Raw genomic sequence first — 17,843 nt, forward strand, 5'->3', positions numbered from 1 at the left:
GGGCGTCGCCTCAGGTGAGGACGCGCTTGGTGAACGTTCTGGCCGAGAACCACGTGAGCCCGATCGTTCCGCCGATCAGGACGAGCAGGAACACCCACGTGGGCATGTGGCTGATGTCGGGGGTCAGCGCCGCGCGCAGGCCCTCGCTCAGGTAGACCAGCGGGTTGGCCAGGCTGGCGATCTGCAGCCAGCGAACGTGGTCGAGCGCCGCCCACGGGTAGTAGACGCAGCCCAGCATCGTGATCGGCATCAGCACCAGCGCGAACAGCACCTGCGCCTTCTGCGGGTTGATCAACGTTCCCATGAGCAGGCCGCCGGCGGCGGCCAGCAGCGCGCCGAACACCATGACCACGATGAAGACCGGCCAGTTGTCCACGTGCACCTTGGGCGCCTGGCCGTCGGCGTGGATGAACAGCACGGCCGGGAAGACCAGCAGCCCGCCGATCAGTCCCTGCAGCGCGGCCGCCGCGATCTTCTCGATGGCCAGCAGCGGGACCGGCAGGGGGGCCAGCGCCCGGTCGGTGATCGAACGCTGCCAGGTCAGCTCCATCATCAGCGGGAAGATGACCGCCATCATCGCCTGCATCATGATCGACGAGGCGACCAGCCCCGGCACCAGGATGGTGGAGAACGTGGGGCCGCCCCGCCCGGACATCATGCCGCCGCCGATCTTGGGCAGCACGTAGGCGAAGACGAACACGAACATCAGCGGCTGCAGGATCACGCGGACGAAGGTGGACAGGAAGTTCTTGCGCATGACCCGCACCTCGCGGGCCATCATCGCCAGGAACGTCCGTGCGAGGGTGGGCCTGATCGTCGGCGGCGCGGTCAGCGCCTGGGCGACGGTCGCGCGCGTCACGGTGGTCATTCGCGGTAGTCCCGTCCGGTCAGGGTGAGGAAAACGGTCTCAAGGCTGGGCCGCAGCTGGCTGGCGTCGGTGACGCCGACCCCGGCGGACGCGCCGATCGCGACGAGCTCGCCGAGCAGGCCCTCGGGCTCGTGCGCGAAGACCCGCACCTGCCCGTCGTTCAGCTCGACCTTGGTCACGGCCGGGCGGTCGTTGAGGATCCGCACGCCGTCGGGCGCGGCGCCGTCGTAGGCGACGGTGATCACGGTGTCGGCGCCGGCGGAGCTCTTCAGCTCCTCGACGGTGCCGCTCGCCAGCACCTTCCCGTGGTCGATGACCGCGACCCGGTCGCAGAGCGCCTCGGCCTCCTCCATGTGGTGCGTGGTGAGCACGATCGTCTGCCCGGCGGACTGCAGCTCGCGCAGCACCTCCCACAGGTTCACGCGGGTCTGCGGGTCAAGGCCGGCGGTCGGCTCGTCCAGGAACAGGACCTCGGGGTGGTGCACGAGCGCCCGGCAGATCATCAGCCGCTTGGCCTGGCCGCCCGACAGCTCCATCGGTCCCGCGTTCCGCCGGTCGGTGAGCCCGAACATCTCCAGGAGCTGGCCCGCGCGGCGGCGCGCGTCGCGGGCGGTCATCCCGAAGTAGCGGCCGCGGAACTCCAGGTTCTCGAACGCGGTGAGGTCGTTGTCGAGGGTGTTGTTCTGCGACACCATCCCGATGCGGCGCTTGACGTCCACGGCCTGCTTGGTGACGTCGTACCCGCAGACCTGCGCGGAGCCCGACGTCGGCACGACCAGCGTGGTCAGCATGCCGATGGTGGTGGACTTGCCCGCGCCGTTCGGCCCGAGCAGGCCGAAGAACTCGCCGCGCCGCACCGCCAGGTCGATGCCCTGCACGGCGGCCACGTCGCCGCGCGGGCTCGAGTAGGTCTTGTGCAGGTCGGTCGCCCCGATCGCTATGTCAGGGGGTGGTTCCGTCGTCTCCGTCACGAGGGGTCTCCTTCGGCTTGCGCGGAGGTTTCTGAACGAGTGGAGCCTCGTTGACGATCCGTTCGGCCAGATCGTCGTCGGTCTGCTCCTCGAAACGTGCGATCAGGCGGAGCAGGAACCGGCGTACGGCCGGTTCGTCCTCCTCGTCGACCACGTCGTAGAGGTTCCAGATGTCGTCCTTCATGGACTCGCCGGTGACCTTGACCACCGCGAGGCCCGAATCCTTGATGTGGACCCGCAGCGACCGGCGGTCGCGGTCGTCGCGCCGCCGCTCCACGTGACCCTTGCGCTCCAGCGTGTCGACCACGGTCGTCACGGTGGCGGGGGAGATCAGCAGGCGCTTGGCCAGCTCGCCGGGGCGCAGCCCGTCCTCGCTGACCAGGGTGCGCAGCACCAGGAACCCGGCGGGGCTCGTGCCGTGCTGCTCGATCAGCCGCCACATCACGGGGCCGGCCAGCCGCGACGCTGCGGCGAACAGCCGGCCGATGGGCCAGTCCTCCATGGGGCCGAGTTCGGTCAGGTCGCCGAATCCGAGCTTCTTCGCGTCCACGCCCTCATTGTTAGCCCTCCGATATTTAGCTGTCAAATGATTAGGCATCGAAAGATCTGCCCTCGTAAGATCTGGCCACGAAAGTTCAGACCCCGAAGGGTCAGATCCCGGTCTCGGATGGTGAGAGCCGGGCTTGACTCGATTGAATACTCATCCACTGTCATGCATACTCTTGCTGACAGCATCGGGAGGGCTGACGGACATGGGAATCAGGGCGGCGGTCGCCGGAGCCAGCGGTTACGCGGGCGGCGAGGTGCTGCGCATCCTCGCGGGACATCCAGGATTCGAGATCGGAGCCCTCACGGCGGGCTCCAACGCGGGCACCGAGCTGCGCGTCCACCAGCCGCATCTGCGATCCCTCGGAACGCGCGTGCTGGCCGAGACGACCCCGGAGGTCCTGGACGGTCACGACGTGGTCTTCCTCGGCCTGCCGCACGGGCAGTCGGGCCCGATCGCCGAGACGCTCGGCAAGGACGTGCTGGTCGTGGACTGCGGCGCCGACTACCGGCTCGCCGAGGCCGCCGACTGGGAGCACTTCTACGGTTCGCCGCACGCCGGCACCTGGCCGTACGGGCTGCCCGAACTGCCCGGCCAGCGCGACGTGCTGCGCACCACGCGCCGGATCGCGGTGCCCGGCTGCTACCCGACCGCCGTCACGCTCGCGCTGTTCCCCGCGTTCGCCGCGGGACTGGCCGAGCCGGACGACATCGTGGTCGTCGCCGCCTCCGGCACCTCGGGCGCGGGCCGTTCCCTCAAGCCCCACCTGCTGGGCAGCGAGGTCATGGGCTCGGTCAGCGCGTACGGCGTCGGCGGCACGCACCGCCACACCCCCGAGATGATCCAGAACCTGAGCGCCGTCGCGGGCGAGCCGGTCACCCTCTCGTTCACCCCGACGCTCGCGCCGATGAGCCGCGGCATCCTGGCGACCTGCACCGCCAAGATCAGGCCCGGCGTCACCACCGAGCGCCTGCGCGAGGCCTACCAGGAGGCCTACGCCGCCGAGCCGTTCGTCGGCCTCCTGCCCGAAGGCCAGTGGCCCGCCACCTCCATGACGCTCGGCGCCAACAGCGCCCTGGTCCAGGCCGCCATCGACGAACGCGCCGGGCGCCTCGTCGTGGTCGCCGCCATCGACAACCTCACCAAGGGCACGGGCGGTGGTGCCGTCCAGAGCGCCAATCTCGCCCTCGGCCTGCCCGAAGAGCTCGGTCTCACCACGATCGGAGTGTCCCCTTGAGCGTCACCGCCCCCCAGGGCTTCCGCGCCGCCGGCGTCGTCGCCGGCCTGAAGAACAGCGGAGCCCGCGACGTGGCCCTGGTCGTCAACGACGGGCCCTCCCGCGCGGCGGCGGCCGTCTTCACCCGCAACCGCGTGAAGGCCGCACCCGTCATCTGGTCGGAGCAGGTCATCAAGGGCGGTAGCGTCCGCGCCGTGGTGCTGAACTCCGGCGGTGCGAACGCCTGTACCGGCCCGGACGGCTTCCAGGACACCCACGCCACCGCCGAGAAGACCGCCGAGCTGCTGGAGGAGTCGGCGGGCGAGATCATCGTCTGCTCGACCGGCCTGATCGGCGAGCGGCTGCCGATGGACAAGCTGCTGCCCGGTGTCGCCGCCGCGGCGGCCGAGCTGTCGCGCACGGGCGGCGGCCTCGCCGCCGCCGACGCGATCCGTACCACCGACACCGTCGCCAAGATCGCCTTCCGCCAGGGCACCGGCGGCTACATGATCGGCGCGATGGCCAAGGGCGCGGGCATGCTCGCCCCCTCCCTGGCCACCATGCTGTCGGTCGTCACCACCGACGCCGACCTGCCCGCCGGGACACTGGACCGGGCGCTGCGCTCGGCGACCGCGGTCACGCTCGACCGGCTCGACTCCGACGGCGCCATGTCGACCAACGACACCGTGCTGCTGATGGCCTCCGGCGCCTCCGGCGTCACCCCGGACGAGGCCGAGTTCACCGCACTGCTCACCGAGGTCTGCAACGACCTCACCCGCCAGCTCCTGGTGGACGCCGAGGGCGCCTCCAAGGCCATCGCCATCGAGGTCGTCGGCGCCGCCAACGACTTCGACGCGGTCACCGTCGGCCGTGCCGTCGCCCGCAACAACCTGCTGAAGTGCGCCATCCACGGCGAGGACCCCAACTGGGGCCGCGTGCTGGCCGCGGTCGGCACCACCGAGGCGGTCTTCGACCCCGACCAGCTGAACGTCGCCATCAACGGCGTGTGGGTGTGCCGGGACGGCTCGTTCGGCGACGACCGCGACAAGGTGGACCTGCGCCCGCGCGACGTGACGATCACCGTCGACCTGTCGGCCGGCCCGAACAGCGCCACCGTGTGGACCACCGACCTCACGGCCGACTACGTCCACGAGAACTCGGCGTACTCCACATGACGGCGACCGTTTCGGGCGCCCGCATGCGCAAGAACCGCGCGGGCGTCATGTCCAAGGCCGAGACGCTGATCAAGGCGCTGCCGTGGCTGGAGCGCTTCCACGGCGCCACCGTCGTGATCAAGTACGGTGGCCATGCGATGACCGACGAGGAGCTGCGCCATCCGTTCGCCGAGGACGTGGTGTTCCTCCGCTACGCCGGGCTGAAGCCGGTCATCGTGCACGGCGGCGGCCCGCAGATCAACGCCGCGCTGGAACGGCACGGCATCGAGTCCAGCTTCACCGCGGGCCTGCGCGTCACCACCCCCGAGGCCGTCGAGGTCGTCCGGATGGTGCTGACCGGCCAGGTCCAGCGGGACGTGGTCGGCCTCATCAACCGGCACGGCGCGTTCGCCGTCGGCATGTCCGGCGAGGACGCCAACCTGTTCACCGCCGAGCGCAAGCACGCGCTGGTGGACGGCGAGCCGGTCGACATCGGCCAGGTCGGCGAGATCGTCGAGGTCCAGGTCGGCGCGGTCCGCGCGCTGCTGGACGACGGCCGGATCCCCGTGGTGTCGAGCATCGCGCGTGGCGACGACGGCGAGATCTACAACGTCAACGCCGATACCGCCGCCGCGGCCCTGGCCGTCGCGCTGGACGCCTCCAAGCTGGTCGTCCTCACCGACGTCGAGGGCCTGTACGCCGACTGGCCCGACAGCGACGACGTCATCGACGAGATCGTCACCGACGAGCTGGCCGAGCTGCTGCCAAGGCTGTCGGCGGGCATGGTGCCGAAGATGGAGGCCTGCCTGCAGGCGGTGCGCGGCGGCGTGCCGCAGGCGCATGTCCTGGACGGCCGCGTGCTGCACTCGCTGCTGCTGGAGATCTTCACCGACGAGGGCATCGGGACGATGGTCCTGCCGAGCCCGGGAGGGCCCGCGACATGAGCACCAAGGAACTGCGCGAACGGTACGAGGCCGCGTTCATGAGCAACTACGGCGTGCCGTCGCTGGCGCTCGCGTGCGGCGAGGGCAGCCGGATCTGGGACGCCGACGGCAACGCCTACCTCGACCTGATCGGCGGCATCGCGGTGAGCTCGCTCGGCCACGCCCACCCGGCGCTGGTCGAGGCGATCGCCGAGCAGGCCGCCACGCTCGCCCACACCTCCAACCTGTTCGTCAACGAGCCCGAGATCATGCTGGCCGAACGGCTCCGCGAGCTGCTCGGCGGCGACGGGCGCGTCTTCCTCGCCAACAGCGGCACCGAGGCCAACGAGTGCGCGCTGAAGGTCGCCATCAAGTACGGCAAGGCCGAGGGACGCTCCTACTTCGTCGCCACCGAGAACGGCTTCCACGGCCGGAGCATGGGCGCGCTGTCGCTCACCGGCAAGCAGTCGATCCGCGAGCCGTTCGGGCCGTTCGCGCTCGACGTGCGGTTCGTTCCCTACGGTGACGCGGACGCGCTGCGCGTCGCGGTGACCGAGGACTGCGCGGCGGTGTTCCTGGAGCCGACGCAGGGCGAGGCCGGGGTCGTGCCGCCGCCCGAGGGCTACTTCGCCGCCGCCCGCCAGATCTGCACCGAGACCGGCGCGCTGTTCGTCGCCGATGAGATCCAGTCCGCGATCGGCCGGACCGGTGCCTGGTTCGCGCACCAGCACGAGTGCGTCCGGCCGGACATCCTGACGCTGGCCAAGGGGCTCGGCGGCGGCATGCCGATCGGCGCCTGCGTCGCGTTCGGCCGCTACGGCGACATCTTCGCCAAGGGAGACCACGGCAGCACGTTCGGCGGCAACCCGATCGCCGCCGCGGCCGCGCTCGCCGTGCTCGACACCATCGACCGCGACGGCCTGCTCGACCACGTCACCAAGGTCGGCGAGCTGCTCGCGGGCGGCATCGCCGCGACCGGCCACCCGCTGCTGGCGGGCGTGCGGGGCCGCGGGCTGTGGCTCGCGCTGGTCCTGACCGCGAACGAGGCCCCCGCCGTCGAGGCCGCCGCCCGCGAGGCCGGTTTCCTGGTCAACGCCCTCCAGCCGAACGCCGTACGGCTCGCCCCGCCGCTCATCCTCACCTCCGAACAGGCCCAGTCGTTCGTGGACGCCCTCCCGGCGATCCTCGACGCGGCGGCTGAAGCGGCCTCCCCCCAGGCGGCCTCCCCCCAGGCGGCCTCCCCCCAGGCGGCCTCCCCCCAGAAGGAGAACTGACGCAGATGGTCCGGCACTTCCTCAGGGACGACGACCTCACCCCCGCCGAGCAGGCCGAGGTGCTCGACCTGGCCGCCGCGATGAAGGCCGACCGCTTCGGCCGCAAGCCCCTGGAGGGGCCGCGGTCGGTGGCCGTCATGTTCGACAAGTCCTCCACCCGGACCCGCGTCTCGTTCGCCGTCGGCATCGCCGAGCTCGGCGGCAACGCGCTGGTGATGGACGCCGGCACCAGCCAGCTCGGCCGCGGCGAGACCATCGCCGACACCGCCCGCGTGCTGGAGCGCCAGGTCAGCGCGATCGTCTGGCGTACGGGCGGGCAGGAGCGCATCGAGGAGATGGCCGCCGGGACCGCGGTGCCGGTGGTGAACGCCCTCACCGACGAGTTCCACCCGTGCCAGATCCTCGCCGACCTGCAGACCGTCCGCGAGGCCAAGGGCGAGCTCGCCGGGCTCACCTTCGCCTACTTCGGCGACGGCGCCAACAACATGGCCCACTCCTACCTGCTCGGCTGCGCCACCGCCGGGATGCACGTACGGATCGCCGCGCCCGAGTCGCTGCCGCCCGACCCGGCGATCCTCGCGCGGGCCGAGGAGATCGCCGCTCAGACCGGTGGCTCGGTCCTGGTGACCGCCGACGCCAAGCAGGCGGCGAGCGGAGCGGACGTCCTGGCGACCGACACGTGGGTGTCGATGGGGCAGGAAGGCAAGGGCACCGAGCTCTACGAGCCGTACGCTGTGGACGAGGCGCTGCTGGCGCTCGCCGCCGGCGACGCGATCGTGCTGCACTGCCTGCCGGCCTACCGGGGCAAGGAGATCGCCGCCGCCGTCCTGGACGGGCCGCAGAGCAGGGTGTGGGACGAGGCGGAGAACCGGCTGCACGCCCAGAAGGCGCTGCTCACGTGGCTGCTCGAGAAATCGCTCCCATGACTTCCAGGGAAACCATGACATGACCACACCGATGACCAAGGCGGCCCGGCACGCGCGGGTGATCGACCTGCTGACCAGGAACCCGGTGCACTCGCAGGGCGAGCTGGCCAAGCTGCTCGGTGACGAGGGCCTGGAGGTCACCCAGGCCACGCTCTCGCGCGATCTGGTGGAGATCGGCGCGGTGAAGCTCCGCGCCGACGACGGCAGCCTGATCTATGCCGTGCCGGGGGAGGGCGGGGAACGCATCAAGCGCACCCGCACCGGCGCCGCGGAGACCTTCGCCGGCCGGCTGAACCGGCTCGCGGCCGAACTGCTGGTCTCCGCCGAGGCGTCCGCCAACCTGGTCATCGTCCGCACCCCGCCCGGGGCCGCGCAGTACCTCGCCTCGGCCATCGACCACGCCGAGTGGCGGGCCGTCCTCGGCACCGTCGCCGGCGACGACTCGATCCTGGTGATCGCCCGCGACCCCGCGGGCGGGGAGGAACTCGCGCAGGCGCTCCTGCGGCTGACCGACCGACGAAGCTAGGGGCCTCGCCGCCCCCAGCTCTCGTACGCCGTCATCCCTTTCAGCTTGAGCAGGAGTTTCATCATCATGAGCGAGCGTGTCGTCCTCGCGTACTCAGGAGGCCTGGACACCTCCGTCGCCATCCCGTACATCGCCGAGCAGGCCGGCGCCGAGGTCATCGCCGTCGCGCTCGACCTCGGCCAGGGCGGCGAGGACCTGGAGGCCGTCCGCAAGCGCGCCCTCGGCTGCGGCGCCGTCGAGTCGATCGTCGTGGACGCCAAGGAGGAGTTCGCCGCCGAGTACTGCGTACCGGCGCTGCGGGCCAACGCCCTCTACATGGACCGCTACCCGCTGGTCTCCGCGCTGTCCCGGCCGCTGATCGTCAAGCACCTGGCCGCCGCCGCGCGGCAGTTCGGCGGCACCGCCGTCTCGCACGGCTGCACCGGCAAGGGCAACGACCAGGTCCGCTTCGAGGCCGGCCTGGCCGCGCTCAGCCCCGACCTCAAGGTCATCGCCCCGGCCCGCGACTACGCCTGGACGCGCGACAAGGCGATCGCCTTCGCCGAGGACAAGGGCCTGCCGATCGACGTCACGAAGAAGTCCCCGTACTCCATCGACCAGAACCTGTGGGGCCGCGCCGTCGAGACCGGCTTCCTCGAGGACATCTGGAACGGCCCGATCGAGGACCTCTACGACTACACCGCCGACCCGGCCGAGCCGCGCGAGGCCGACGAGGTCGTCATCACGTTCGCCGCGGGCGTGCCGGTCGCGCTGGACGGCCGCCCGCTCACACCGTACGAGGTGATCGCCGAGCTCAACCGGCGCGCGGGCGCGCAGGGCGTCGGCCGCCTCGACATGGTCGAGGACCGGCTCGTCGGCATCAAGAGCCGCGAGGTCTACGAGGCGCCCGCCGCCATCGCGCTGATCGCCGCGCACATGGAGCTGGAGAACGTCACCGTCGAACGCGACCTGGCCCGCTTCAAGCGGTCGGTCGACCAGCGGTGGGGCGAGCTGGTCTACGACGGCCTCTGGTACTCGCCGCTGAAGAACGCCCTCGACGCGTTCATCGACGACGCGCAGCGGTACGTCTCCGGCGACGTCCGGCTGACCCTGCACGGCGGCCGCGCGGTCGTCACGGGGCGGCGCAGCGGGGCGTCGCTGTACAGCTACGATCTGGCTACGTACGACACGGGCGACTCCTTCGACCAGAGCCTGGCCAAGGGCTTCGTCGAGCTGTGGAGCCTGCCCGGCAAGATCGCCGCGGCGCGGAACCGCGAGCAGGGCTGAAGAGGGCTGATTCCGCGCGCACGGGCGTTCAGAATCGGCGGTAGGACCCAGCACGACCCAGCAGCAGAAACCATCAATACCGGTAGCAGGAAGTAGAGGATTTTCGTGACCAAGGCACCGACGCGACTGTGGGGCGGCCGGTTCGAGGGCGGGCCGTCGGACGCGCTCGCGCGGCTCTCGGTGAGCGTCCAGTTCGACTGGCGGCTCGCCCCGTACGACCTCATGGGCTCGCGCGCGCACGCCCGGGTGCTGAACCGGGCGGGCCTGCTCACCGATGACGAGCTGGCGCGCATGATCGGCGCCCTGGACGACCTCGAGGAGGCGTGCAAGTCCGGCGAGTTCCGCCCGACCGTCGCCGACGAGGACGTGCACACCGCGCTGGAGCGCGGGCTGCTGGAGCGCCTCGGCGCGCTCGGCGGCAAGCTGCGCGCCGGCCGCAGCCGCAACGACCAGGTCGCCACCGACCTGCGGCTCTACCTGCGCGACGCGGCCCGCCAGATCGTCTCGCGCCTGGTCGAGCTGGAGACCGCGCTGATCGCGCAGGCCGACCACAACCTCGGCGTCGCCGCGCCCGGCATGACCCACCTCCAGCACGCTCAGCCGGTGCTCTTCTCGCACCAGCTGCTCGCGCACGTGCAGCCGCTCACCCGCGACATCGACCGCCTGCGCGACTGGGACAGGCGCACCTCGGTCTCGCCGCTCGGCTCGGGCGCGCTGGCCGGGTCGTCGCTGCCGCTGGACCCGCAGGTCACCGCCGCCGAGCTCGGCTTCGACGCGGCCGCCGCCAACTCCATGGACGCGGTCGCCGACCGCGACTTCGTGGCCGAGTTCCTCTTCGCCGCCGCCCTCGTCGGCGTGCACCTGTCGCGGCTCGGCGAGGAAATCTGCCTGTGGGCGTCGCAGGAGTTCCGCTGGATCGAGATGGACGACACCTACGCCACCGGGTCGTCGATCATGCCGCAGAAGAAGAACCCGGACGTGGCCGAGCTCGCGCGCGGCAAGGCCGGGCGTCTCATCGGGCACCTGGTCGGCCTGCTCACCACCCTCAAGGGCCTGCCGCTCACCTACAACCGCGACATGCAGGAGGACAAGGAAGGCGCGTTCGACGCCGTCGAGACGCTGCTCCTGGTCCTGCCCGCGATGTCCGGCCTCATCGCCACGATGCGGGTCAACACCGAGCGCCTGGAGGCGCTCGCCCCGCAGGGCTTCGCCCTGGCGACCGACCTGGCCGAGCTGCTGGTGCGGCGCGGCGTCGCGTTCCGCGACGCGCACGAGGTCGTCGGCCACCTGGTGGTGTGGTGCCAGGTGAACGACAAGGACATGGACGAGCTCACCGACGAGGAGCTCGCCAAGGTCTCCCCGCACCTCACGCCCGACGTACGCGAGGTCCTGAACGTCCAGGGCGCCCTCGCCTCGCGCAAGGCCTACGGCGGCACCGCGCCCGACCGGGTGCGCGAGCAGATGAACGCCCTGCGCAGCCTGGTGAACGAGCACGCCACCTGGGGCTCCGGCTCAGAAACCGACGAGTAGCTCTCGCACCCGGCGCCATCACCTCGCCGATCTTGCTCTCAGCGCCCTGGAAAGGCACACGAAGGGGCGCTGAGAGCAAGATCGGCGAAATGGTCGCTCAGGGCTTGCGGGCTACGCCGCCGTAGGACCAGACCTTGGCCACGTCGCCTGCTTCGGGGTCGTCCGGGCCGTTCGGGCGCCACAGGGGCAGCCGGACCAGGCCCGGGTCGAGCATCTCCAGGCCGTCGAAGAAGCTCTCGATGACCGAGCGGTCGCGCGGCAGTAGCGTGATGCCCTGCTGTGCGGCTGCCGCCGAGACGCCCTTGGCCTTCTCGGGGGCGAGGTCGGCGCCGAGGTGGGCGACCACCAGGTGGCTGCCGGGCGCGGCCCGTTCCATCAGGCGCTGGGCGATGCCACGCGGGTCGGACTCGTCCGGAATGTGGTGCAGGATCGCGACCATCATCACCGCCACCGGTTCGCGGAAGTCGATCAGCCGCTGGGTGCCGGGGTGATCGAGGATCGCGTCGATGTCGCGCAGGTCCGCCTGAACGAGGTTGGTCGTTCCGGCGGAGGCCAGCAGCGCCCGCGCGTGCGCGGACACGATCGGGTCGTTGTCGACGTAGACCACGCGCGCGCCCGAGTAGACCGACTGCGCGACCTCGTGGACGTTCGGGCTGGTCGGGATGCCCGTGCCCAGGTCCAGGAACTGCCGTACGCCCGACCGCGCCACATCGGTGACCGCGCGGCGCAGGAAGGCGCGGTTGGCCAGCGCGATGTCCCGCACCTCCGGCGACCGGCTCATGCCGAGCTCGGCCGCCGCGCGGTCGGCGGGATAGTTGTCCTTGCCGCCGAGCAGGAAGTCGTAGACGCGGGCCGGGTGAGGCTGGTCGGTGCGCAGGTCGACGGGCTCGATCGGCCCGTCGTCGCGCGCCAGGCCCGCGTTCCAGTTCTCGTCCCCCATCGAGCCCTCCGTCGCTCACGTAATGATCGTCTAGCGTATGAGTCATTCGATGGCTTTCGCCATGTTTTCGGGGGATTCGTGCAGGCCGGGAGGTCCGGACCGGACCGGGCCCGAGGGGCGATACGGTGGCCGCCGGGCGGGTTTCTTCCGGGTGGATCTCCTTGACGATCATGGTGGTGGGATGAGCGGCGTCGGCGATGGCGGTGGCGCGTTGCTGAAGCGGGACTTCTTCGACCGGCAGGTGGAGGAGGTCGCGCCCGACCTGCTCGGCCGCGTGCTGACCCACCGCACGGACGAGGGCGAGGTCGCGCTGCGGCTTACCGAGGTCGAGGCGTACGCGGGCCCGCTCGACCCGGCCTCGCACGCCTACCGCGGCCGTACGGAACGCAACGCGGTGATGTTCGGGCCGCCCGGCTATTCGTACGTGTACTTCACCTACGGCATGCACTTCTGCATGAACCTGGTGTGCGCTGAGGAGGGCAACGCCTCGGCCGTGCTGCTGCGCGCGGGCGAGATCGTGGCGGGGGAGGAGCTGGCGCGGTCCCGCCGGGCACGTTCGACCGTACGGGACCTGGCGCGCGGACCGGCGAGGCTCTGCCAGGCCCTGGCCATCGGGCGCGAACAGTACGGGCTCGACGTGTGCTCGCCGGACGGCCCGCTCCAGGTGCGGGAGGGCGACCCGGCCGACCCCGCGCTGATCAAGACAGGCCCGCGGACCGGGGTGAACGGGGCCAAGGACACGCCGTGGCGGTTCTGGATCGACGGTGAGCGCAGCGTCTCGCCGTACCGCCTCCACGTGCCGCGGCGCCGTGTCCACCCCGGCTCTCGTTAGGCCGGTGAAATATCGTTACCGGGACCGGCGGCCCATCGGGCACGCTGGTCGCGTACGGACAGCAAGAAGGCGGAGACGAGGGAGAACGTGACCGACATCATCGACGATCTCGCGTGGCGCGGCTTGATCGCGCAGTCCACTGATCTGGGCGAACTGCGGGCATCGCTCGCCGCGGGGCCGGTCACGCTCTATTGCGGGTTCGACCCGACGGCGCCCTCGCTGCACGTCGGCAACCTCGTGCAGATCCTGACCGTACGGCGCTTCCAACAGGCCGGGCACAAGCCCATCGGCCTGGTCGGCGGCGCCACCGGCCTGATCGGCGACCCGAGCGGCAAGAGCACCGAGCGCGTGCTGAACTCCGAGGAGACCGTCGCCGGCTGGGTCCAGCGCATCGGCGGCCAGGTGTCGAAGTTCCTGGAGTTCAACGACGGCCCGACCGGCGCCACCATGGTCAGCAACCTCGACTGGACCGGCCCCATGTCGGTCATCGAGTTCCTGCGCGACATCGGCAAGCACTTCCCGGTCAACAAGATGCTGGCCCGCGAGACGGTGAAGGCCCGCCTGGAGAGCTCGGGCATGAGCTACACCGAGTTCAGCTACGTGCTGCTGCAGGGCATGGACTACCTGGAGCTGTACCGGCGGCACGGCTGCACGCTGCAGACCGGCGGCAGTGACCAGTGGGGCAACCTCACGGCCGGGGTCGACCTGATCCGCCGCGCCGAGGGCGGCACCGCACACGCCCTGACCACCCCGCTGCTGACCAAGGCCGACGGCTCCAAGTTCGGCAAGACCGCCGGCGGCGAGACCTACTGGCTCGACCCCGACATGACCTCGCCGTACGCGCTGTACCAGTTCTGGTTCAACGCGGGCGACCAGGACGTGGAGAACTACTTCAAGTTCTTCAGCTTCCGTTCCCGCGAGGAGATCGAGGACCTGCTGAAGCAGGGCGCCGAACGTCCCGCCGCACGGATCCCGCAGCGGGCGCTGGCCGAGGAGATGACCACCCTCATCCACAGCGCCGAGGAGACCGAGGCCGCCATCGCCGCGTCCAAGGCCCTCTTCGGCCAAGGCGCCCTCGAAGAGCTCGACGAGCGGACGCTGAAAGCAGCCCTGGCCGAAGTCCCGCGCACCGAACTGCCTCCAGGCGAACTACCCACGGTGGCCGACCTCCTGGCCGCCACGGGCCTCTGCAAGAGCAAGTCCGAGGCCCGCCGCGCCATCGCCCAGGGCGGCGCGTACCTCAACAACGCCAAGGTCGAGGCCGAGGACGCCGCGCCCACCGCCGCCGACCTCCTGCACGGCCGCTATCTGGTCCTGCGCCGAGGCAAGCGCAACGTGGGCGGCATAGAAGTCACCTCGTAGTTCCAGCCAGAACGGGCCGGTCCGAGCACATCGGACCGGCCCGTTCTGCGTTGGGGGAGCGCCGCCCTACCTCCGGAGGCATGCAACTGATGCAGTGGTGAGATAGTCACACAGAGTAATCAGTCGGCATGGTGCTTACGGATGGACCCGCTCCCAACGAAGGACGTCGCATGCACAAGACCTGGAAACTCGCCCTGACCGCCATCGCCGCGGGCTCGGCCGCCACCGCGCTCGCCGCCCCAGCCTCAGCCGCTCCCGCCAAGCTCAAAAGCTGCGACGGCACGGTCGTCGCCCCGCCGTTCAAGTCCGACTGGACCGTAGGCCAGGGCAGCGCGGGCATCGCCGGCAGCCCAGGCTGGAAGCAGGGCTACGACATCAACCTCCAGAGCAACGTCGGCATCGCCGTCGCCGAGGTCAAGGGCTACAACGACCAGAACAAGGAGACCTGGTACGGCGTCCCCGCAATGTCCCCCGACAGCCCGCACCGCATCATCGCCGTCCCCTGGGGCAACAACCTCGCCATGCCCGCCGTCCGCATCAAGGCCGCCCCCGGCCAGATCACCGGAGTAACGGTCACCTTCAACTGTTAGCCAAGCGGTGGGGCGGCCCGCCCGCCCCACCCTCCGCTCCGCGCGGTCTTATGGTCTCCGCGAGATGAGCGTCTTCACGTGCATGGAGTGCCAGGCGTCGCTGACCGCCGAGGTCTCGCGCGTCGCGCTCCCCGTTCACGCCCATCAGCGATTCGGCCACGACCTGCTCCCGCCGCTCCTGCCGCCCGGCACGTACGCGATCGACCCCGAGCCGTTCGGCACGCCATGGCGGCCCTGGAGCCAGATCGGCGCCGCGGAGGCGGAGTCGCGCGGTGTCTACGCCCCGGTTCCAGTCCTGTCCGACGGGCCGCCGGGAACGATCGTCATCGCCCCCGGCGAGGTTCGCGGCACCGTTCTGATCCCTGAACGGCTGGACGGCTACTGCCTGGGCCTGGACGGCCGTGATGGCCCCAACCTGGCCTGCGAGCGGTGCGGGGTCCCGGTGGCCACCCGGATCGACGACTGCTCGCTCTGGCAGGCCGTCCGGCTGGACCCACGAGCCGTACGGCGCGTTCCGACTGCCGGGGCGCGCGAGCTGAGCTGGGACGAGGTGCTGTCGGAGCGGCCTGACAAACCGCTGGTCGAGCAGCCCGGCTACTGGAGCGGGGAATGGACGGCGGCAATGGGGGCGGCGCTGGCCCACCTGCTCGTCGCCTCAACCGGCAGGCCTGTGAACGTCCCGGACGGACTCATTGCCGAGACGCTGCGCACCTCGATCGACGGCCTCCTTCCACCCGCGCCCGCGCCCGCACGGCGGCTGGCCTTGGCCGGGCCGGATCTTCCTGAGGGGGATGGCGACATCGCCCTCGTGCCCGTGCATCCGCAGACCGGCGAGGCATGGCGGCCGCGTGGCGACGTGATGACCGTGGTGCCGTTGCCCTCCGACATCTGGATGCGGTTGGTGTCGGACGAGGGGCGGACGCCCGTTCCGGCCACGAGGCGGATGCCTGACGGTGTGCACCGCGACGATGCGCCGCCGATGCATCCCAACGGGCCCTTCCAACCTGATCGGCGGGTGTTCCTGCGGACGCTGGCGCGGCTGCCGGAGGTGCGCCGGCCATGGTTGATGAAGATCTACGACGGGATGGGCGGGTTCGGGTTGACCCTGACGTAACAGGAGGCCCGACGATCGGGGCATGAGCGAATTCGTCAGTCCCGTACCGATGCCCGCGCTCGATGCGGTGGCTCCCGAGGTCTACCGGGAGATCTATGGCATGCCGATGTTCATGACCGTTCCGGTTGCTGACCTGGAGGCGTCCAAGGACTTCTGGATGCGCGGGCTCGGGTTCATCGATCTCTTCTCGATCCCTGGCAGGCTCACTCATCTGCGGCGGTGGGCGTTCCAGGATGTGCTGCTGGTGCCGGGTGAGCAGGCGGACGCCGCGTCGGCGATGAGCGTGAGCTTCGCTTGTGTGGTCGGGCAGTTGGAGGAGATCACTGAGGCATGCGAGAAGCTGAGGCCGGGGTGCACGGCCGGACCGGCTGAGATGCCGTGGAATTCCCTGGAGCTGACGGTTGTCACACCGGAGAACACGCGCGTTGTCATGACCGCGGCCCGGCCGATCGATCCTGATGGCGCGCAGGCCGACGCCTTGAGGGAGGTGGGGTTCGATATTCCGCGAAACTGATGCCGAGGGGCTCACCGTGGGCAGGGCGGCGGCCCTGGTCGGTGTGAGTGTGAAGACTCTGCATCACTGGGACGCGATCGGCCTCGTGCACCCGAGTGGGCGTACGGCGGGCGGCTATCGGGTCTACTCCGGGGACGACGTGGCCCGGATCCATCAGGTCCTGGTCTACCGGGAGCTCGGGCTGCCCTTGGCACAGATCGGGCGGCTGCTGGACGACCCGGAGGCCGATGAACGGGAGCAGCTGCTCCGGCAGCGCGCCCAGCTCCTCGATCGGATCTCTCGGCTCCAGTCGATGGTCGGCGCGGTGGACCGCATGCTGGAGGCGTCCGCGACCGGTATCCGGCTCACGCCCGAGCAGCAGGTCGAGATCTTCGGGGACGACTGGGATCCGGCCCGGGTGGAGGAGGCCGAGGAGAAGTGGGGCGAGAGCAAGCAGTGGGCTCAGTACGCGGAACGGGCGGCGGACCTGGGGCCTGAGGACTGGAAGCAGATCGCTGACACGACCAATGCTCTGCATGACGACCTTGCCGCGGCCTGCAGGGCGGGTGTCGCGCCGGGGTCTGACGAGGCGAACTTCCTGGCCGAACGGCACCGGGCTCTGATCTCTACTTACTTCGACTGCACGTACGCCATGCACGCCTGCATCGGCCGGTCGTACGTCGAGGATCCCCGCTACGTCGAGCACTACGACCAGATGGCGCCTGACCTGGCCGGATGGCTGCGCGAGGCGATCTGGGCCAATGCCAAGATCCACGGAGTCGATCCGGAGACCGCCAGGTGGGAGTGATCAGTCAGTGGCGGGAAAAGGTTCGGTAGATCTGGATCACAATGAGATCGCGATGGACGGGCGTCGAGGCCCGTAACGGCCTGTAAATGGCGGCCTGAGCAGGTAAAACTGTGCGTCGAACGGGCCGGTTCACCGATTTGACGATGGCGAAGGCCCGACCTAATGTTCTACCTGCCCCACCGGGGAGCGGGACGCCTGAGACGGCGGCCGGCCCCAGGGGGAACCTCCTCGGACTTCACGGTCGTGACTCTGTCGCGCCCTTGAATCGGTCGAGAAGGGCCCAAACAGATCGAAAGTTTGACAAATCGGTCCGCTTGGGTAAGCTTGAAGGGTTGCCCCGGAGGGCGATCCGCGAAAGCGGATCGAACGCGGTGGGTGTCCGTTTCTTGAGAACTCAACAGCGTGTTAAAAGCCAGTGCCTTTATAGGCCAGGCCATGGTGCCTGGTCTCCCTGTAGCCGTTGGCTCTTCGGAGTTGATGGTGGGGATTTCTTTGAGGCAAGT

Annotated in this window: 18 protein-coding genes; 14 read left to right on the forward strand and 4 right to left on the reverse strand. The window is 70.3% G+C overall.

Features of this window, described 5'->3' with window-relative positions; translation table 11 throughout:
- Nucleotides 1-10: 10 nt before the first annotated feature.
- Genes J4573_RS37520 through J4573_RS37530 form a run of 3 tightly spaced genes read right to left on the reverse strand, consistent with a single transcriptional unit; the run spans nt 11 to nt 2,389 of the window.
- A complete protein-coding gene (locus J4573_RS37520; protein ID WP_208260849.1) occupies nt 11-868 on the reverse strand; it encodes an ABC transporter permease in 858 nt (285 codons plus the stop codon).
- Nucleotides 865-1,839 (reverse strand): ABC transporter ATP-binding protein, encoded by a 975-nt coding sequence (locus J4573_RS37525; protein ID WP_208260850.1) that lies wholly within the window; start codon nt 1,837-1,839, stop codon nt 865-867. The genes J4573_RS37520 and J4573_RS37525 overlap by 4 nt, the downstream gene beginning before the upstream one ends.
- Nucleotides 1,811-2,389, reverse strand: a complete 579-nt coding sequence (locus tag J4573_RS37530) for a MarR family winged helix-turn-helix transcriptional regulator (protein WP_208260851.1) — start codon at nt 2,387-2,389, stop codon at nt 1,811-1,813. Before J4573_RS37530 ends, J4573_RS37525 begins: the two co-directional genes overlap by 29 nt.
- A 202-nt stretch (nt 2,390-2,591) precedes the next feature.
- On the opposite strand from J4573_RS37530, the gene argC reads away from it, so the two are divergent.
- The 8 genes from argC (at nt 2,592) to argH (ending at nt 11,201) form a co-directional block, all read left to right on the forward strand.
- Entirely contained in the window at nt 2,592-3,623 is a 1,032-nt protein-coding gene (gene argC, locus J4573_RS37535) for an N-acetyl-gamma-glutamyl-phosphate reductase (RefSeq protein WP_208260852.1), read from the forward strand.
- Complete coding sequence (gene argJ, locus J4573_RS37540; protein WP_208260853.1) at nt 3,620-4,777, forward strand: bifunctional glutamate N-acetyltransferase/amino-acid acetyltransferase ArgJ; 1,158 nt, start codon at nt 3,620-3,622, stop codon at nt 4,775-4,777. Before argC ends, argJ begins: the two co-directional genes overlap by 4 nt.
- A 23-nt stretch (nt 4,778-4,800) precedes the next feature.
- The gene (argB, locus tag J4573_RS37545) at nt 4,801-5,700 is read left to right on the forward strand and encodes an acetylglutamate kinase (RefSeq protein ID WP_208260890.1); all 900 of its coding nucleotides are present in this window, start codon (nt 4,801-4,803) and stop codon (nt 5,698-5,700) included.
- Nucleotides 5,697-6,953, forward strand: coding sequence for an acetylornithine transaminase (locus J4573_RS37550; RefSeq protein ID WP_208260854.1), 1,257 nt, complete (start codon nt 5,697-5,699; stop codon nt 6,951-6,953). Before argB ends, J4573_RS37550 begins: the two co-directional genes overlap by 4 nt.
- 5 nt (nt 6,954-6,958) lie before the next feature.
- Entirely contained in the window at nt 6,959-7,879 is a 921-nt protein-coding gene (argF, locus tag J4573_RS37555) for an ornithine carbamoyltransferase (protein WP_208260855.1), read from the forward strand.
- 19 nt (nt 7,880-7,898) lie between these two features.
- Nucleotides 7,899-8,405, forward strand: coding sequence for an arginine repressor (locus J4573_RS37560; RefSeq protein ID WP_208260856.1), 507 nt, complete (start codon nt 7,899-7,901; stop codon nt 8,403-8,405).
- A gap of 66 nt (nt 8,406-8,471) precedes the next feature.
- Nucleotides 8,472-9,671 carry an argininosuccinate synthase gene (locus J4573_RS37565; protein ID WP_208260857.1) on the forward strand — a complete coding sequence of 400 codons (1,200 nt, stop codon included), beginning with the start codon at nt 8,472-8,474 and terminating at the stop codon, nt 9,669-9,671.
- Nucleotides 9,672-9,776: 105 nt separating this feature from the next.
- Nucleotides 9,777-11,201 carry an argininosuccinate lyase gene (gene argH / locus J4573_RS37570; protein ID WP_208260858.1) on the forward strand — a complete coding sequence of 475 codons (1,425 nt, stop codon included), beginning with the start codon at nt 9,777-9,779 and terminating at the stop codon, nt 11,199-11,201.
- Between the two features lie 97 nt (nt 11,202-11,298).
- Here argH and J4573_RS37575 read toward each other — a convergent pair whose 3' ends face one another.
- The gene (locus J4573_RS37575) at nt 11,299-12,141 is read right to left on the reverse strand and encodes an SAM-dependent methyltransferase (RefSeq protein ID WP_208260859.1); all 843 of its coding nucleotides are present in this window, start codon (nt 12,139-12,141) and stop codon (nt 11,299-11,301) included.
- Between the two features lie 181 nt (nt 12,142-12,322).
- Between J4573_RS37575 and J4573_RS37580 the strand changes: the two genes are divergently transcribed.
- The 6 genes from J4573_RS37580 (at nt 12,323) to J4573_RS56365 (ending at nt 17,340) form a co-directional block, all read left to right on the forward strand.
- Nucleotides 12,323-12,973 (forward strand): DNA-3-methyladenine glycosylase, encoded by a 651-nt coding sequence (locus tag J4573_RS37580; protein WP_208260860.1) that lies wholly within the window; start codon nt 12,323-12,325, stop codon nt 12,971-12,973.
- 87 nt (nt 12,974-13,060) lie between these two features.
- The gene (gene tyrS / locus J4573_RS37585) at nt 13,061-14,335 is read left to right on the forward strand and encodes a tyrosine--tRNA ligase (RefSeq protein ID WP_208260861.1); all 1,275 of its coding nucleotides are present in this window, start codon (nt 13,061-13,063) and stop codon (nt 14,333-14,335) included.
- A 170-nt stretch (nt 14,336-14,505) separates the two neighbouring features.
- The gene (locus J4573_RS37590) at nt 14,506-14,925 is read left to right on the forward strand and encodes a hypothetical protein (protein ID WP_208260862.1); all 420 of its coding nucleotides are present in this window, start codon (nt 14,506-14,508) and stop codon (nt 14,923-14,925) included.
- Nucleotides 14,926-14,989: 64 nt separating this feature from the next.
- Nucleotides 14,990-16,039, forward strand: a complete 1,050-nt coding sequence (locus J4573_RS37595; RefSeq protein WP_208260863.1) for a hypothetical protein — start codon at nt 14,990-14,992, stop codon at nt 16,037-16,039.
- 22 nt (nt 16,040-16,061) lie between these two features.
- Nucleotides 16,062-16,553 (forward strand): VOC family protein, encoded by a 492-nt coding sequence (locus J4573_RS37600; RefSeq protein WP_208260864.1) that lies wholly within the window; start codon nt 16,062-16,064, stop codon nt 16,551-16,553.
- Between the two features lie 16 nt (nt 16,554-16,569).
- Nucleotides 16,570-17,340, forward strand: a complete 771-nt coding sequence (locus tag J4573_RS56365) for a MerR family transcriptional regulator (protein ID WP_307797212.1) — start codon at nt 16,570-16,572, stop codon at nt 17,338-17,340.
- The last annotated feature ends 503 nt before the right edge of the window (nt 17,341-17,843 follow it).

The organism is Actinomadura barringtoniae (assembly GCF_017573505.1).
GTDB lineage: Bacteria > Actinomycetota > Actinomycetes > Streptosporangiales > Streptosporangiaceae > Spirillospora > Spirillospora barringtoniae.

Bases quoted from the DNA above. Each gene is read 5' to 3' on its own strand.
- J4573_RS37520 (WP_208260849.1), bottom strand. From the start codon at position 868: ATGACCACCGTGACGCGCGCGACCGTCGCCCAGGCGCTGACCGCGCCG.
- argC (WP_208260852.1), top strand. From the start codon at position 2,592: ATGGGAATCAGGGCGGCGGTCGCCGGAGCCAGCGGTTACGCGGGCGGC.
- argB (WP_208260890.1), top strand. From the start codon at position 4,801: ATGCGCAAGAACCGCGCGGGCGTCATGTCCAAGGCCGAGACGCTGATC.
- J4573_RS37550 (WP_208260854.1), top strand. From the start codon at position 5,697: ATGAGCACCAAGGAACTGCGCGAACGGTACGAGGCCGCGTTCATGAGC.
- argF (WP_208260855.1), top strand. From the start codon at position 6,959: ATGGTCCGGCACTTCCTCAGGGACGACGACCTCACCCCCGCCGAGCAG.
- J4573_RS37560 (WP_208260856.1), top strand. From the start codon at position 7,899: ATGACCACACCGATGACCAAGGCGGCCCGGCACGCGCGGGTGATCGAC.
- J4573_RS37565 (WP_208260857.1), top strand. From the start codon at position 8,472: ATGAGCGAGCGTGTCGTCCTCGCGTACTCAGGAGGCCTGGACACCTCC.
- J4573_RS37575 (WP_208260859.1), bottom strand. From the start codon at position 12,141: ATGGGGGACGAGAACTGGAACGCGGGCCTGGCGCGCGACGACGGGCCG.
- J4573_RS37580 (WP_208260860.1), top strand. From the start codon at position 12,323: ATGAGCGGCGTCGGCGATGGCGGTGGCGCGTTGCTGAAGCGGGACTTC.
- J4573_RS37590 (WP_208260862.1), top strand. From the start codon at position 14,506: ATGCACAAGACCTGGAAACTCGCCCTGACCGCCATCGCCGCGGGCTCG.
- J4573_RS37595 (WP_208260863.1), top strand. From the start codon at position 14,990: ATGAGCGTCTTCACGTGCATGGAGTGCCAGGCGTCGCTGACCGCCGAG.
- J4573_RS37600 (WP_208260864.1), top strand. From the start codon at position 16,062: ATGAGCGAATTCGTCAGTCCCGTACCGATGCCCGCGCTCGATGCGGTG.